The sequence below is a fragment of the Arthrobacter sp. Ha26 genome, from assembly GCF_059091705.1.
The window spans coordinates 75,869-91,507 of the sequence record NZ_JBNHGX010000002.1; the positions used below are offsets into that span (position 1 = coordinate 75,869).

Genomic DNA, 15,639 nt, shown 5'->3' on the forward strand with positions numbered 1-15,639 from the left:
TTGCTCTCTGCTCAGCAGCTCCATGTCCGCGGCCGCCGCGACCCCCTGCTCCCGGCCACCTCTTTCCAGGCCAGCCGTGGCGAGCTGATGCTCGTGGCGGGCGAACGGCAGGATCACCGCACGGCACTCGCCCTCGTGCTCAGCGGCCGCATGAAAGCCACCAGTGGATCCGTCAGCTGGGATGGCAACCTCGGGATCAAGCGGGTGCGGCTGGCCAGCGCGCTGGTGGACGCTCCGGGCGTCAATGAGCCCGAGCGCCACCTCAGCGTCCGCGATCTTGTTACCGAGGACCTGGCCCTGATTCCCCGCCGCTACCGCGGGGCCCTGCTCAGCAACCCGTGGCTCAAGGTGAACAGCTTCGAGGACATCGCGGACCAGTGGATCGAGCAGCTGGACCCGTTGCGCAGACTGGAACTCCTGACCGCCCTGGCGCTGGCCAATCCCCACACGGACCTGCTGGTGGTGGACTCCCCCGACCGGCACAGCGCCGACCCCGCCAACTGGCTGCCGCGGCTGGAGCAGCTGGCATCCGACGCCGGGCGGCCGCTCGCCGTCGTGGCTACCGTAGCTGCCCTGCCGCCGTCGTGGTCCGGCCCCTTTGCCAGCATTGGCAACGCTGAGCCGTTGACTGAACCCGGCAGCGAAACCGACGCAGCGGCGGAGAGCCCTGTGGAAGACCAGCAACGTGAACTCGAGACCGAGGATGCCAAGTGACAGTACTGCGGCTGGCCCGTTCAGAACTCAAGCGGATGACCGGCGGGCTGCTGCCCAAGCTGACCATCCTCGCCCTCACCATGGTCCCCCTGCTCTACGGCGCGGTGTACCTCTACGCCAACTGGGATCCCTACGGCAACCTGGACCAGATCGACGCCGCACTGGTGGTTGAGGACGCCGGTGCCACCTCCAGCGACGGCACCCCGCTCCATGCCGGCGCGAAGGTGGCCGAGAGCCTGGTGGAGGGCAATGTCTTCCATTGGATCCCGGTGGCCAACGGGCAGGAGGCCGACGCAGGGGTCAGCAGCGGCAAGTACGCCTTCGCCTTGAAGATCCCGGAGGATTTTTCTGCCCACCTCGTCTCCCCCGGCAGCTTTGATTCCGCCAGCCAGGCAATGCTCAACGTCACCACCAACGACGCAAACAACTACCTGCTGAGCACCATTGTGGACAAGCTCACCACCTCCGTGCACAGCACCGTGGCCGCAGACGTTGGCGAAGAGACCGCCAACCAGCTCCTCACCGGCTTTGGCACCATCCATACGCAGATGGTCAAGGCAGCCGATGGCGCCGGGCAGGTGGCCAACGGCGTGGCCGCACTCCGGGACGGAACGGCCACCCTCCACGATGGAACCACCAGCCTGCGCAACGGTGCTGACGAGCTCTATGCGGGGCAGCTGAAGCTGCGTGACGGCGCCAACCAACTGACCGACGGCGCCGGCCAGCTGAGCAGCGGCCTGTCCGTCCTGAAGGACAAGACGGCCACCTTGCCCGGCGACGCGCAGACCCTTGCGGCAGGCGCCGCTCAGGTGGCCGCCGGCAACGCGCAGCTCAACACCAAGGTCCAGGATGTGGCCGCCCAACTGGAGGCGGCCGACCAGGGCCTGCGCACCCGGGTGGTGGAGTCAAACAACAGGCTTATCGCCGCCGGCGTGCTCACCCAGGCCCAGGCGGACAGCATCCTGGCGGATTTTGATGCCGCGGCTGCCTCAAGCCCGGTGGCAGCAGCCAAAACGAAGATCCAGACCGACACTGCCCAGATCCAGCAGCTGGCGGACGGTTCGGAGGCTGTCAGCGTCGGCGCAGCCCAGCTTGCCGCCGGCACCCCCGCCTTGAAGGAAGCCGTCGCCCAGGCTTCCGGCGGTGCCGACCGGCTCCACACGGGGGCGGCAACGCTGGCCACAGGTGAGCAGGCAGCCGTGGACGGTGCTGCCGCCCTCGCCCAGGGCGCACATCAGGTGGACGACGGCGCGGGGCAGCTCGAACAGGGAGCGGGCACCGCCGCTGACGGCTCCAGGACCCTGGCCGATGAACTCGGCAAGGGAGCCGGACAGGTTCCCAACCCCGACGACGCGCAAAAGAGCAACTTGTCCCGCGTAATCGCCGATCCCGTGGCCGTCAGCAACGTTTCGCAGGCGAAAGCCGGCTCCTATGGGGCGGGACTGGCACCGTTCTTCCTGACCCTCGCCCTGTGGATCGGTGTCTTTATGCTGGTCCAGGCCATGCGGCCGCTCACCCAGCGCGCCCTGGCCTCGAATGCCCGCTCATGGAAGATAGCGCTCGGCGGCTGGCTGCCCTTTTTCGCGGTCTCCGTGGTGCAGGCCACCCTCCTCACCCTGGTGGTCAACCTCGCGTTGGGCCTGGATGCTGCCCATCCGGTCCTGATGTGGCTCTTTATGCTGGCGGCAGCCATGGCGTTCAGCGCCATCATCCAGGGAATCGTGGCCCTGCTTGGCTCCCCCGGCAAGCTCGTGGTGCTGATCCTGCTGGTGCTGCAGCTGGTTTCCTCGGGTGGCACTTTCCCCTGGCAGACCACTCCGCAGCCCCTGCATGTGGTGCATGAGATCCTGCCCATGGGCTACGTGGTGACCGGGATGCGCCACCTGATCTATGGTGCCGACCTGTCGATGATCGTCCCCACCATCCTGGGCCTCCTGGGTTACACGGCCCTGGGGCTGGTGATGTCCACGCTCGCCGTTCGCAAGGGTAAATTCTGGACACTGAAGACGCTGCAGCCGGAGATCGCCGTATGACCAGCCAAGAACCGGCGGATCAGGAGCCGATGAAGAAGCTGCGGCCTGCACGGACGACCGCCACACGCCAGAAGCTTTTCGACGCCTCCATGGAGCTGATCGGCGAGCGGGGCGCGGCGGGTGTCACCGTTGATGAAATTGCAGCAGCTGCCGGCGTCTCCAAAGGGACGGTCTACTACAACTTCGGCAGTAAATCGGACCTGATCGCGCAACTGCTGCGGCACGGCGTCGATATCCTCAAGGGGCGGCTCCAGGGCACTCTGGAAGAAGGGGGCGCGGCAGCTCCTCACACCGATCCCCTGCTGGCCATGGAAGGCATGATCGGGCAGGCCATGGACTTCATGGCCGAATACCCGTCCTTTGCCCGGCTGTGGGTCAGCGAGAACTGGCGGACACCCAGTGAATGGCAGGGAACCTTCACCCTCCTGCGCGGGGAGCTCCTGGAAGTCATCGGCGCCGCGGTGGAGAACGTTGCCCGCGCGTACCCCGTGGATCCGGCCGTCTCGCGCGGCAGCCTGGAGACAGCCATCTTTGGTGCCTGCTTCGTGGTGGGGCTGGACCGGCAGACGTACAACCCGGAGCGCACCCGTGACCAGAGCGTTGCAGCAATCATGGCGATCATGCGCGGCTACGTCTTGAAGGATGCTGTACCTCAGGGATGATGGTGCACATGCGTCATATGGGGAACAGCGGAAAATTTGCCGTCATCACCGGCATCGTGGCGGCGGGGCTCCTGGTCCTGACGGGCATGACGCTGGCCGAGCCGGTTTTTGCCGCATTCCTTGGCACCCTGGCGCTTGCCTACGTCGCCGCCATCTGGGAGGTCCTGGCCCGGGGGCGGCGTCTGGTCCTCCTCGCGACCGGTGCGGGCACCAGCCTCACGGTGGGGTTCGCGCTGGCTTTTGTCAGCACCTGGGAGCTGGCGTTCGACGGGCAGTCGTCATTCATCGGAACCCCGCTCCCCACCGATGATCCTGACAACTACTTCATGGGAGCCGCCGCCTCTGCCGTGGCAACGCTCCTGGTCCTGTTCCTCGGTGCAGCATGGCCCACAGGCAAGCAGCTAACGCCGGCGGCCCGTCGGCCCGCCGATCCGAAAGGCGGTCCGGCCCCCGCCTCCCGCCCGGCGGCCAAAAGCGCCGTGGCTCAGCGGACTTCCGGCCCCCGCGCCCCGGCGCGGATACCCGTGGCAGCCAAGCGGCCGCCGTCGTCCGGTTCTCCCGCGCGCAAGCCTGCCACCCGCCCAGGTGCCAACTCAGCCCCGCGGCGGTGACCCCGCCCGCCGCCAAAAGTTACTACCGCTGTGGCCACCCCACTCAAGAGCAGCAGCCCGCCTGCCAGTTCCGCGGGCGTTGGCACCTCCCCCAGCATCAGCCATGCCGCCGTCATCCCCACCACGGGCACCAGCAGCGTGAACGGAACAACGGCCGACGACGGGTGGCTGGCCAGAAGCCGGTTCCAGATTCCGTAGCCCACAAGGGAAGCGAACACCGCTGTGTAAATGGCGCTCAGAACCGTGGGGGCCTGCAGGGTGGTGAGCGTGCCAAGCACCGCGTCCGGGCCGTCCACAAGCAGTGACAGCGCGGCGAGCGGCAGCGGCACCACGGCACCGGACCAGACCACCAGCCCCAGCCCGGAAGCGGCCTTGGCTTTGCGCGCGATCACGTTCCCGGCAGCCCAGGACAGTGCGGCGGCCAGCACGATTAACAGGGGCAGGATCGGCGCCACTGCGCTGCGGCCCACTGCCACGACTGCAAGGCCGGCGACGCCCAGGACAACGCCGGCCAGTTGCTTGCGGTGCGGCTTCTCACCGAGGAACAACGCGGCAAGCAGGACGGTCAGCAGCACCTGGGCCTGCAGTACCAGGGACGCCAGTCCAGCCGGTATGCCCAGTGCCATGGACAGGTACAGGAGGCCGAACTGGCCGGCACTCATGAAGAGCCCGACGCCGGCAATTGCCTTCCAGCTGACGTTGGGCTTTTTGACGAAGAAGATCCACGGGAAGACGACCAGCACGAAGCGCATGGCAACGAACAGCAGGGGCGGCACCTCGTGTCCTGCGGGGTGAAGGCCGATGTCGATGGCCACGAAGTTCAGGCCCCAGAGCAAAGCGACCAGGGCGGCGAGGAGGGAATCTCGGAGGTTCACGCTTTTACTGTCTCAGACTGCTCCTTGAAGCACCAGCGTTGAATAACGTGTAGAACCTTGTACATTTACTTCATGATCGACATTGGTTCGCTCCGCGCACTGGCCGCCGTTGAGCAGCACGGCTCGGTGGTGGCGGCTTCCAACGCCATGGGCTTCAGCCCTTCGGCCGTTTCACAGCAGATCAAGAAGCTGGAGAAGGAGGCGGACTTCGCTGTGCTGGAACGCCGGGGCCGGGGTGTCCTGCTCACGGAGCGGGGACTGGCCCTGGCAGCGTACGGCCGCCGGATCCTGTCCGAGCTGGAAGAACTGCAGTCCACATTGCTGGCGGATCCGGCAAAGCCGAGCGGTACCCTCAGGGTGGTTGCCTTCTCCACCGCATGCCGCGGCCTGGTGGGTCCGCTGCTCGCCCGGCTCGCCTCTACTGCCGCAGAACTGGATCTCCGCGTCCTGGCGGAGGATCCGCGCGAGGCCGTGGCCCGGGTTGCCAACGGGGAAGCGGACCTGGGCCTGGTGCATAACTGGAATTCCGTGCCGCTGGTCATTCCGGAGCACCTCACACTCGACTGGCTCTGCGAGGACATCGCTGACGTGTTGGTTCACAGCAGCCACCCGCTGGCGGGGCGTGCCGGCGTGGAACCGGCAGACCTTGTTGACGAGCGCTGGATCAGCACGCCGCACGGGGCTATCTGCAATGAAGCCCTGCTGCGGATCTTCGCCGACCTGGGCCGGGTTCCCGACATCCGGATCTACGATCCCGATTTCGCCACCCACATTGCCTTGGTGGAACAGGCCGCAGTTATCGCGCTGGTCCCCCGGTTGGGGAGGCCAATATTGCCCCCGGACGTAGTGGCGGTGCCTGTGGCTAACCCCGTCCAGGCCCGTCAGGTAGGGATTGTGCACCGCAGGTCCATGGCCGAGAGCCCGGCCATCCGGCACGTCTCCGGGCTCCTGCGGGAAATCGCCGACGCCAACTGACGGACATGCAGCGACTGGCCGGCGTCCTTGCCTATTGCGTTGGTGGGCGCTGCGCTAGTGGGCGCGCGGCACCTTGAATTGTGTGATGCGGGCGTCCTGCCCGTCCAGCTCAGCCCACGACTTCTCGGTTTCGAGGACAGTGAGGGCGCTGGTGGGGAACCGTGTGGCGGCGTCCATGTAGGCGTCGTGGTCTGAGTCGCGTGAGGCCAGGTGCATGGCGAGATCCTGGACGCCGGGAAGGTGCGCGATCAGCATCAGCGTTGTGACGGTGTCCGGAACGTGGTTGACCACGGCCAGCATCCTGAGGGCGGAGGCCGCGTACAGGCCGTCCTCAAGCTTGGGCGTGGGCGCCTTGTCCCCCAGTTCAGAGCATACCCAGGTGCAGGTTTGCCGGGTTCGAAGCGCGCTGGAGCACAGGATGAAGTCGGGTACGACGTCGTGCTTGAGCAGCCACTGCCCGGCCAGCGGTGCCTCCCGGTGGCCCCGTTCCGCCAAGGGACGCTCATGGTCAGCCACCCCGCCGGGCCAATCCGCCTTTGCATGGCGCATAATCACAAGGCGTCGAAGATGGTGCTCAGTCATGGCCCAAGCCTAGCCCGGTGTAAACAAAGCGCCCGCCCCTAGGGGCAGGCGCTTCCGAGTAAGTGCTAGATCGAGTATTCCGGAGCGGCCCAGACAACAACTTCGGGGTGCTCGTAGAACCGGTAGCCCTGTCCACGGACGGTGCGTACGGTGTTGGCGAGGCGGCCCAGCTTGGAGCGGAGGCGGCGGATGTGGACGTCGATGGTGCGCTCGTTGGGCACCTCTTCGGCGTTGCGCCACAGGCCTTCGAGCAGTTCATCGCGACCGACGGTGCGGGTTCCGTTTTCCACGAGGTAGTTCAGGAGTTCGAACTCTTTGAAGGTCAGGTTCAGCGATTCGCCGTCGAGGTGTACTTCACGGCGGGCGAGGTCGATCAGGACTCCGGAGGGACGCGGTTCCTGGGGCTGCTGCGGCCGTGGCGTTTCGGTGCGCTGCCGGGTGTTGACGGTGGGATCGCCGAATGTGGAGCGGACGACGTCGAGGGCTGAGCCGGGTGTGCCGGCGGGTGCCACTGCGACGGCGGCGTAGCTCTCGGCTCCGGACACCAGGGACTGGGCGTAGGCACGGATTTCCTGGGCCAGCTTGGCGATGGAGGTACCTGCGGCAGCCGCAGTTTCCTCGTCGATGCCCATGTAGAGGACGAAGCCGCGGGCCACGTTGTCGTTTGCCACGGGGCGGACGGCACCGGCACCTGGCACTACGGGGGTCGGAGCGGTCACCGGCGCGGACTCGGCCGGGGTGACGGTGCGGAGCTGGCCGTAGGAGTTGGGGTTGTAGCCCTGGGGTGCGTAGCCGGAGGCGGGGAAGCTGCTTCCGGGAGCGGTGGGGGCGAGCGACGGGCGGGGCGCGAAGCCGGGGCGGAGGCCGGAGGGCTGGCCAGCCTTGGCGGCGTTACGGACAGAAATGTGGACGTATCCGGATGCAACTGACATGGATGCTTACCTCAATGTGAATGGCCGTCAATGACGGCTCGAATGCTGGGTTCCCGCGCTGAAATTGGGGAGGGACGCCCGACGCTGGGCTGGGGGGCGAATGCCTGGAGAACTTCGAGGGGTGGGAAGGTCAGGCGTACATTCGACAACAGCGCATGTCGGCAGCAGCGGATGTGCTGGGCCAATAGTCTGCGGCTGCAGGTGCTGTTGAGTTCTTGTTCACAATGAGAGTGTGCAGCGTAACAATGCTAACTTGCAAGTAACAATGGACCGATTAGTCCGCATCATGAGACAAAATCCGCGTTTGTGGTGTAGATCACGATTTTGGTGCACCGCCAGAACGCCATTCATTATCCGCCAAAAGCAGCTCACTCCGGGTACTTAGGGAACTTAATTCGGCCGACCCCCGCATTTTCGCTTTTTTCTTCAAACGCGCCGGGATTACCAAAATTGCCCCCACCGAAGGCACCGCTGTCCAGCCGAGAGCGTGCTTTCGCCCAACTCCTGGTCCGGTAAACCGTGCTGGCCCCGCCCTTCGACAACCCAGCTGGCGAGGCCGTCATTCACAGCGGGGCACAGGAAGCGCAAAGCCCGGGCTCAACGAGTAATCGGGGAGTTGTTCCATGGCCACACCGAACTCCATGACCAACAACCTGGGACGTGACCCGCTGGACGCCCGCGGCCCAATCGTTGGTACCGTCAACGCCAGCATCCGGAACGGCCGGGTGAAAACGGGAGGATTCCTCGCTTCAGACACCACCCACCCGCCCCCCCGACTGCCGGTGACAAGCAGGACCTGCTGGCCCTTGACAGCCAGCCCGTGGACCTCATGCTCTCCAACGGTGACTACCGGTTGATCGCCGTGAAAACGAGTTGAGGCGACGCACTGGCGAGGGGACTCCCGTTGCCGCGAAGGAAAGTACGCTCACGTCCCTGGTATGAACTCAGACGCGGCGCGGAAGGGCACCGGAGAGCAGTCCGGCGCCTCCGCCGCTGAAGGTACCACCGGACTGGAACTGTCCATCATGGATCGTCGTCCAGGCGCACGGGGGAAGGGTAACGGTGACATCACGGCCCGGGCGCACCAGCGTTACCCTGCAGCTCCCGCTGCCGGTCCTTTCGTGACATGAAGGAGCAAGGCGACGCGCCGTCGTCGTGATCTCTGTTACCAAAATGTGACTTCTACGCCCATCTCCTGTAGCGTCGATGGGGTGAGGCTCCTGACCGGGAGCCCATATCCGGATGACGCCAAGCTCTGCCGCTTCCCGGATTCCGCTTGAGCAACGGCAGAGGCGGGGGACCCACCGTCCCGGGCAATGACTGCCCTTGGGGTTAAGCCAGCACGTGATTTTTCCGTGCGGCCGGATGCCCTCATCCGAACCCGACAGCTAACTCCGCAGGTGTGAGAGGCGATTCATCATGTCCAAGTTCCTGGTTAAACCGCGCCTGAAATCCGGGTCTGCACCCCGCGCCGAGCACAATGCCGGCAAAATCCCCTTCGTCGGCAAGCGGGCAGCCGTGTTCGCCGCATCCGCTGCACTCCTCATCGGAGTAGGCGCCGCCGGACAGGCCACCGAGTCCAGCATCCGGGTTTCCGCCGCCGCCGAAACGCAGGCTGCCGATACCCAGTCCAACCTCAGCATCGAGAAGAGCGAAATCCGGGCCAACCCTGCCCCCGCAGCGGCTCCCGAGGAGATCGCAGTGGCCCCGCAGGCGGCAGAGCCCGCCCCGGCACCCGCCCCCGAGCCTGCACCGGCCCCCGCTCCGGAGCCCGCCCCGGCACCCGCCCCCGAGCCCGCCCCCGCACCTGAGCCCGCCCCGGTGGTCGCAGTCAACGACCCCGCAGGCGCCCAGGCTTACGCCGCGGGCCAGCTCGCCACCTATGGCTGGGCTCCTGACCAGATGCAGTGCCTGCAGACCCTGTGGACCAAGGAGTCCGACTGGACCACCACGGCCACCAACTCAAGCAGCGGAGCGTACGGCATCGTCCAGGCCCTGCCCGCCGAAAAAATGGCCAGCGCCGGCGGGGACTACCTCACCAACTACCGCACGCAGATCAACTGGGGCCTGAACTACATCAAGGAGCGCTACCAGTCCCCTTGTGGCGCACTGAACTTCCACCTGTCCAACAACTGGTACTGATCAGGCACTGAACCGGAGGCCGGCGCGCCTGCACCTGGTGGAGTGGCGGAAGCCGGCGTGCCGCGGGCACGAGTGCCAAGACCCCTGAAACGGGGTCGCGGCGTATTGCCAAGGTGGTGGCGGACCTTACAGCCGGAAAGAAATGACCGTCCTGCCTTCGCCGTCCTTGCTGGTTTCGACGGCGACCGCGCTGTAGTCCTGAAGGTGCAGAACACCATCGGGCAGCGGACCGGTGTTCGGTCCAACCGCCACCGTGCGGATGCCGGCGGCCACTCCTGCCGCGATTCCCGCTGGAGCGTCTTCGAAGACCACGGCCTCTGCGGGTTCCACGCCAAGGTTGGCTGCGGCCTTCAAGTACCCTTCGGGGTCCGGCTTGCCGCGGGTCACCAGCTCAGCGGTCACTGCAACAGCGGGCATGGGCAGGCCTGCTGCTTCCATCCGGATGTCAGCCAGGACGCGGTCAGCGGACGTGACCAGGGCGACGGCGTCCGCCGGCAGGGCTGCCAGCAGCCGGGCGGCGCCGTGCAGGGCGATAATGCCTTCGGTGCGGACCCGTTCCATGGCCCCGAGCTCCGCCGTCAGCGCTGGGATATCGGCCCCCGCTGGAGCGAACCGGGTGACGGTATCACGTGCCTGCACGCCGTGCGAGGTCCGCAGAATCTCTTCGAGATCCAGTCCGTAACGCGCGGCGAACTCACCCCACACCTGCTCCACCACAGCAGTGGAATCGACCAGGGTACCGTCCATGTCAAAGAGGACGGCGCGGCAGGTCAGGATCGGCGTTGAGGCCGGAGCGGAGGCGTTCATGGTCCCCATTCTGCCTCAGCCTCCCGCTGTGTCAGCCTTCCCTGCCCGGGATGTACTGCACGGCCCACCTGTTGCCGTCAGGATCTGCGAAGTACACGAAGTGGCCCCAAGCCTGCACGTCCACATCGCTAACGTCCACCCCATTGTTTTTCAGGTGCTGGTGGGCTGCGTGGATGTCACTAACCACGAGCTGGAGGTTCGAGCCCGTGCCAGGAGGCGCATCACTGAGCCCTTCCCCTATACAGATAGAGCAGGCTGAGCCACGCGGCGTCAGCTGGACAAAGCGGATGGAGTCCGTGGGACGCTCATCAAAGTCCGCGTTGAACCCCACCTTGTTGACGTAGAAATCCTTGGCGCGGTCCACATCGGACACAGGGACAAACACAAGTTCCAGTTTCCAGTCCATTCGCACAGGCTAGCGGCGGGATGCGGAACGGGAAAGACTTGAGGACTATCCTGCGATGCCGTAAAGCCTGTCGCCCGCGTCCCCGAGACCGGGGACGATGTAGGACTTTGCGTTGAGCTTTTCGTCGATGGAAGCCAGGACGATGGTGACGTTCGCGCCGGACAACTCCTCCTCCAGCTTGGCCAGGCCCTCGGGGGCGGCCAGGAGGCAGATGCAGGTGACGTCGGAGGCACCGCGCTTGAAGAGAAACTTGATGGCTTCGCGCAAGGTACCGCCGGTGGCGAGCATGGGGTCCAGGACAAAGATCTGGCGATCCGTGAGGTCCTCGGGGAGCCGCTCGGCGTAGGTGATGATGTCCAGGGTTTCCTCGTCCCGTGCCATGCCGAGGAACCCCACTTCTGCGGTGGGAACGAGCTTGGTCATACCCTCCAGCATGCCCAGGCCCGCGCGCAAAATGGGAACCACCAGCGGGGTGGGCTTGGTGAATGCGGTACCCACGGTCGTGCTGACCGGAGTTTCGATGGTGACGGGTTCCGTGCGGACCTCGCGGGTGGCCTCATAAGCGAGCAGGGTTACCAGCTCCTCCGTCAACTGCCGGAAGACCGGGGACGGGGTGTTTTTGTCCCGAAGGACGGTGAGCTTATGGGCGACCAGGGGGTGGTCCACAACGAGAGTGCGCATGGGTCAAAACTATCACCCGGGGTGTTGGGCACTTTCCCGCCGTCAGCCGCCTGTGCCAGACCGCGGGGAGCCGCCGTCGCGCCTTCCGGAAGTGCCGCCGTCGTACTCTGCGGCTGTGTCTCTGGCCTGATCCCGCTCCATGCCCCGCTGCGTATCCCTGTCCTGCTCCGTCCCGGCGCTCTGGTCCCTCTCGGCCGTGTGGTCCTCGCGGATGACGGGATGTTCGAAGGTGGGGGCCGGTCCGGCGTGCTCCCGCTTGCGGATGAGATGGAACAGGCGGTGGGCCAGGATCACCATGCATACCCACGCAAGCCCGAGCAGCCACCCGGCCATGACGTCCGTGAGCCAGTGGTGGCCCAGGAAGACGCGGCTCAATCCCATGGCAATGATGAAGATGACGCCAGCAGTAATGGCCGTGATCCTGGCCCACAGGATCTGGAACTGCAGGCACATGATGTAGACCAGGACGCCGATCACCACTGTTGTATTCAGTGTGTGCCCGCTCGGAAAGGATGGCGTTGACTCGTAGGGCGGCACTGCCTCTGAGTGGTCGGGGCGGGTCCTGCCCACCAGGCGCTTGCCTTGCGTGGTGGCCATCGTGGAGACGAGCGCTGCACCGCCCACCAGGACGATGGGACGCCAGGTCCGGTTCAGGAATGTAAGCCAGGCAGTGAGGATGCTGGCCAGGATCGGCATTCCGATGCCGCCGCCCACGTTGGTGAAAGTGGTGACGACGGCATTCAACTCCGGATTCCGCAGAGTCTGCGAGTATTCCAAGGCAGGAATATCAAGGCGGGCCAGCCCTTCGTCATCCACCACATTGGCGTAGACCTCGGCACCCAGCAAAGCCAGGGTGAGTACCAAAGCCCCGCCGACGATCATGGTCAGCCACAGCGCGGCATAGGGCTTGATCCACTTGTCCACACGGTCTCGGACGGTGCTCACTATGCCTCCCGGCGGGTGTACGTCACGGGCTCTGGGTATCCTTCGAAACTATCATTGAGCCATGGTCTCCGCAGAAAAGAATCATGACGTGTGGATGGGCCTTGCCCTGGCGGAGGCGCGCCGTGCCCTGGTGACCGGGGATGTGCCGATAGGCGCCGTGGTGATCGGGCCCGACGGCGGCGTGCTGGGTAGCGGGCGGAACCAGCGGGAGGAACTGGGAGATCCCACTGCCCATGCCGAGGTGGTGGCGATCCGCGAGGCGGCGGCGCAGTTGCGGGAGATGTCAAGGGCCGACGGCGGTCAGGGAGACGGGTGGCGGCTGGCAGATTGCACGCTGGTGGTGACGCTGGAGCCGTGCGCCATGTGTGCCGGGGCGATTGTCCTGGCTCGGATTCCCCGCGTGGTTTTTGGGGCGTGGGACGAGAAGGCGGGGGCCGCCGGCTCGGTGTTCGATGTCCTCCGCGAGCGCCGGCTCAATCATTGGGTTGAGGTCTACGCGGGGGTGCGGGAAGCCGAATGCGCCGGGCTGTTGCGGGACTTTTTCGTGGGGCACCGGACGCAGATTTAGGCTTTGCTGTTATTCGGTCACGCAGGCTTTCCAGCTGGTCTTCTGCGCGGGCACCGGCATTTACCGCTCGGCGTCCCTCTGTGCCGGGGTGTTCGAGCGGATGGTGTCCTCGATGGCGCCCAGCACAATCCTTGCTGCCTGGTCCCACCCCGGCAGCCTGTTCCTGGTTACGAGGGCTGCGGTCCGCCACCCCTCCCTGATGCTGGCCTCGTGCAGCCACTCCTGCAGCACCCCGGCCAGCAGTGCCGGATGTTCCGAACCACCGGGTTCCGGAAAATCGACTGCCGTCCCCGGGAGCAGTCCCCTGTTGCCTCCATCCGGTACTGCAAAGCTCAGGGCCTCCACAGCGCCGGTCCCTGCACGGACTACCACCGGGATACCGTGGGCCAGCGATTCCGTGACCACCATGCCGAAAGCCTCGGCCTGGGAAACCAGGACGGTGAGGTCTGCCCGGTTCCATTCGTCTTCGAGGGCCTGGCCTTTCAGTTCACCGGTTATCAGGACCCGGCCCTCCAGCCCGTGCCTGGCGACAGCCGCACGCACAAGCCCGGCATATTCAGGGTCTGCCTCGTCTGACCCCACCAAGGATGCGGTCCACTCGGATTCCTGGATGCGGGCCAGGGCTTCCACCACCAGCAACTGGTCCTTGTTCGGCAGCAACGCGGCCACGGTAATGATGTGCGGCGGAACCGAGCCTTCCGCCAGCGGCGCGCTGTCCGTTCCGGGCAAAGCGACGCGCAGACTCTGCAGCCCATGGCGTGCGGCGAGGACGTTCGCCGCCCAGCTGCTGGTGCAGATGACTCCCGACGCCGCGCGAAGGGCACGGGCCTCGCGTTCCAATGCCCCTGCCCCCGACTCTTCGGGCACAGGCATGTGGACCAGCACCCAGGTTTCCCGCCCCGCCTTCGCTGCGAGCTCCAGCTCGTCCGGGACGTCCACGGCGACTAGCCCGTCCACTACGCTCACGGTGGTTGCCGTTCCTGCTGCCGGTTCCCAGGCGCCGATGAGACTGCCCAGCCGTCGTCGTTCTTTGGCGCTGGCCTTGGGCCAGGAACCTTCGACGGGCAGCACTTCGATGTCGGCGCCCAAAGCGCGGAGACCCGTCACCAACCGCGCGTTGTAAACGTTGCCGCCGGAGTTGTGGCGGATGTTGGCCGGAACGAGAAGCTGGAGGGAGCGCATTGGATCAGGCGGCGGGGAGTTCCAGCGAAAATGTTGCCCAGGCGTCTGGGTTTTCCCGCAAGGTGACGTCGATGCCGGCGAGCTGGCCGCCGTCGTCGTCATTCTTCAGCTTTTCCGCCACGGACTGGGCAACGTACTCCGCCAACGCCTCAGTGGTGCTGAGCTTGCCCTCGAAATCGGGGTGCTCGTCCAGGTTGCGGTAGTTCAGGCCAGCCAACACCTCTTCAATCATGGTTCCGGCGGCGCCGATGTCCAGGACGATGGCGTCATCGTTGAGCGTGCGACGGCGGAACGACACCTCTGCGACAAACGTTGCCCCATGCAAGGCCTGCGCAGGGCCGAAAGCCTCCCGGGGAAGGCTGTGGGCGATCATAAAGTGGCGGCGGACTGTCAGGCTGAACATGGGTTACCTCTGCTCTTCCGGGGCTGCTTCGCGGACTGTGTTCTTGGGGTTGGCGTTCTTGGAGTGGGCGTCCTGGGGGTATTCAATGACATGGCACAGTGCGTCCCGCGTCCCGTCCGCCAGTTCCTGCACCACGTCGGGCAGCTCGGAGAACGGTGACGATCCTGTGAGGAACGCGTCGAACACAGGATCCGCGAGGAGTGAGACGGCCAGGTCCAGGCGGTCCGCGTTGGTCCGGCGATGCCGCCGCGCCCGCGCCACTACTCCCACCTGGCTGGCCCTGATGGACAGGCGTCGTGCATGGAAGTCCTCTCCCAGCGGCAGCGTGACCTCCCGGTTGGCGTACCAGGACATCTCGATGACGTCGCCTTCATCGCCGACGAGCTGAAGGCTGCGCTCCAGCCCTTCCTGGCTGGCGGAGCAGTGGAACACGATGTCGCAATCGGCGAGGGCGTCATCCGGGTGTGTGAACTCCACGCCCAAGTTGTCTGCCAGCTGTTTTCGTCCCGGATCCAGGTCTACAAGCTGGAGGCGCTGCAGCGGAAAAGTCCTCAACAGGGTGGCAACCATGCCGCCCACGAGACCTGCCCCAACAACGGCCACTCGGTCGCCCAAGCGGGGACCAGCCTCCCACAGGGCATTCACCGCTGTTTCCACCGTTCCGGTCAAAACTGCACGCGGTGACGGTACGTTGTCCGGAACCTTGGTGAGCGAGTCCAACTCCACCACGTACCGGTCCTGATGCGGATTCAGGCAAAACACGCGCTGACCCATCCACTCAGCCGGTCCCTCCTCCACCACGCCCACCGAGAGGTAGCCGAACTTCACGGGCCCCGGGAAGTGGCCCTCCTGGTGTGGAGCCCGCATCTGTTCTGCAACGCGGGGCGGGACTGAGCCGCGGTGGACCACCATCTCGGTGCCTTTACTGATGCCCGAGTACAAAGTACGGACCAGGGCCTCGCCCTCACCGGGAGCGGGCAGCTCCTCGGGCCGCAGCTCGCCGTGCTCCCGGGCTGTGGTCCAGTAAGCCGTTGCATGTATTGGCGCACGTGAATTAGTCATCGTGCTGATGAATCTAGCGGGCCGAGTGCCTTGGGGAAAGTTGGACACCGGTTCATCCC

At 65.7% G+C, this 15,639-nt stretch carries 17 protein-coding genes and 1 riboswitch; of the genes, 7 read left to right on the top strand and 10 right to left on the bottom strand.

The genetic code is table 11. The features are described from left to right. Genes AC5RVY_RS05820 through AC5RVY_RS05830 form a run of 3 tightly spaced genes read left to right on the top strand, consistent with a single transcriptional unit; the run spans nt 1 to nt 3,409 of the window. Nucleotides 1-714: an ABC transporter ATP-binding protein gene (locus AC5RVY_RS05820; protein ID WP_493953773.1), complete on the top strand. Its 714-nt coding sequence runs from the start codon at nt 1-3 to the stop codon at nt 712-714. Further along, a complete protein-coding gene (locus AC5RVY_RS05825; protein WP_493953774.1) occupies nt 711-2,747 on the top strand; it encodes a YhgE/Pip family protein in 2,037 nt (678 codons plus the stop codon). Before AC5RVY_RS05820 ends, AC5RVY_RS05825 begins: the two co-directional genes overlap by 4 nt. Beyond that, nucleotides 2,744-3,409, top strand: a complete 666-nt coding sequence (locus AC5RVY_RS05830; protein WP_493953775.1) for a TetR/AcrR family transcriptional regulator — start codon at nt 2,744-2,746, stop codon at nt 3,407-3,409. Before AC5RVY_RS05825 ends, AC5RVY_RS05830 begins: the two co-directional genes overlap by 4 nt. 484 nt (nt 3,410-3,893) lie before the next feature. Here the strand turns inward: AC5RVY_RS05830 and AC5RVY_RS05835 are convergent, their stop codons facing one another. Further along, nucleotides 3,894-4,895 carry an EamA family transporter gene (locus tag AC5RVY_RS05835; RefSeq protein WP_493953776.1) on the bottom strand — a complete coding sequence of 334 codons (1,002 nt, stop codon included), beginning with the start codon at nt 4,893-4,895 and terminating at the stop codon, nt 3,894-3,896. Between the two features lie 72 nt (nt 4,896-4,967). Between AC5RVY_RS05835 and AC5RVY_RS05840 the strand changes: the two genes are divergently transcribed. Continuing rightward, nucleotides 4,968-5,870 (top strand): LysR family transcriptional regulator, encoded by a 903-nt coding sequence (locus AC5RVY_RS05840; protein ID WP_493953777.1) that lies wholly within the window; start codon nt 4,968-4,970, stop codon nt 5,868-5,870. Between the two features lie 54 nt (nt 5,871-5,924). Here AC5RVY_RS05840 and AC5RVY_RS05845 read toward each other — a convergent pair whose 3' ends face one another. Both AC5RVY_RS05845 and AC5RVY_RS05850 read right to left on the bottom strand, forming a co-directional pair. Beyond that, entirely contained in the window at nt 5,925-6,452 is a 528-nt protein-coding gene (locus AC5RVY_RS05845) for a SixA phosphatase family protein (RefSeq protein WP_493953778.1), read from the bottom strand. A gap of 65 nt (nt 6,453-6,517) precedes the next feature. Next, nucleotides 6,518-7,384, bottom strand: coding sequence for a winged helix-turn-helix domain-containing protein (locus tag AC5RVY_RS05850; RefSeq protein WP_493953779.1), 867 nt, complete (start codon nt 7,382-7,384; stop codon nt 6,518-6,520). 938 nt (nt 7,385-8,322) lie between these two features. Here AC5RVY_RS05850 and AC5RVY_RS05855 point away from each other — a divergent pair. After that, nucleotides 8,323-8,514: a hypothetical protein gene (locus AC5RVY_RS05855; RefSeq protein WP_493953780.1), complete on the top strand. Its 192-nt coding sequence runs from the start codon at nt 8,323-8,325 to the stop codon at nt 8,512-8,514. 123 nt (nt 8,515-8,637) lie between these two features. Further along, nucleotides 8,638-8,798, top strand: a riboswitch (cyclic di-AMP (ydaO/yuaA leader). A gap of 5 nt (nt 8,799-8,803) precedes the next feature. Further along, a complete protein-coding gene (locus AC5RVY_RS05860; RefSeq protein ID WP_493953781.1) occupies nt 8,804-9,526 on the top strand; it encodes an aggregation-promoting factor C-terminal-like domain-containing protein in 723 nt (240 codons plus the stop codon). 126 nt (nt 9,527-9,652) lie between these two features. Here AC5RVY_RS05860 and AC5RVY_RS05865 read toward each other — a convergent pair whose 3' ends face one another. From AC5RVY_RS05865 to AC5RVY_RS05880, 4 genes are read right to left on the bottom strand one after another with little or no spacing between them, the layout of a single operon-like run. After that, nucleotides 9,653-10,333 carry an HAD-IA family hydrolase gene (locus tag AC5RVY_RS05865; RefSeq protein ID WP_493953782.1) on the bottom strand — a complete coding sequence of 227 codons (681 nt, stop codon included), beginning with the start codon at nt 10,331-10,333 and terminating at the stop codon, nt 9,653-9,655. 31 nt (nt 10,334-10,364) lie between these two features. Next, entirely contained in the window at nt 10,365-10,739 is a 375-nt protein-coding gene (locus AC5RVY_RS05870; RefSeq protein ID WP_493953783.1) for a glyoxalase superfamily protein, read from the bottom strand. A 45-nt stretch (nt 10,740-10,784) separates the two neighbouring features. Next, on the bottom strand, nt 10,785-11,420 hold the full coding sequence (gene upp / locus AC5RVY_RS05875; protein WP_493953784.1) for a uracil phosphoribosyltransferase: 636 nt from the start codon (nt 11,418-11,420) through the stop codon (nt 10,785-10,787). A 42-nt stretch (nt 11,421-11,462) separates the two neighbouring features. Next, complete coding sequence (locus tag AC5RVY_RS05880) at nt 11,463-12,365, bottom strand: phosphatase PAP2 family protein (RefSeq protein WP_493953785.1); 903 nt, start codon at nt 12,363-12,365, stop codon at nt 11,463-11,465. A gap of 61 nt (nt 12,366-12,426) precedes the next feature. On the opposite strand from AC5RVY_RS05880, the gene tadA reads away from it, so the two are divergent. Further along, nucleotides 12,427-12,933: a tRNA adenosine(34) deaminase TadA gene (tadA, locus tag AC5RVY_RS05885; protein WP_493953786.1), complete on the top strand. Its 507-nt coding sequence runs from the start codon at nt 12,427-12,429 to the stop codon at nt 12,931-12,933. A 60-nt stretch (nt 12,934-12,993) separates the two neighbouring features. Here the strand turns inward: tadA and AC5RVY_RS05890 are convergent, their stop codons facing one another. The 3 genes from AC5RVY_RS05890 to AC5RVY_RS05900 are packed head-to-tail and all read right to left on the bottom strand — an operon-like array spanning nt 12,994 to nt 15,580. Continuing rightward, nucleotides 12,994-14,115, bottom strand: a complete 1,122-nt coding sequence (locus AC5RVY_RS05890; RefSeq protein WP_493953787.1) for a glycosyltransferase family 4 protein — start codon at nt 14,113-14,115, stop codon at nt 12,994-12,996. 4 nt (nt 14,116-14,119) lie between these two features. Next, nucleotides 14,120-14,518: a 6-pyruvoyl trahydropterin synthase family protein gene (locus AC5RVY_RS05895; protein ID WP_493953788.1), complete on the bottom strand. Its 399-nt coding sequence runs from the start codon at nt 14,516-14,518 to the stop codon at nt 14,120-14,122. Nucleotides 14,519-14,521: 3 nt separating this feature from the next. After that, nucleotides 14,522-15,580, bottom strand: a complete 1,059-nt coding sequence (locus AC5RVY_RS05900) for a zinc-dependent alcohol dehydrogenase (protein WP_493953789.1) — start codon at nt 15,578-15,580, stop codon at nt 14,522-14,524. Nucleotides 15,581-15,639 lie beyond the last annotated feature (59 nt).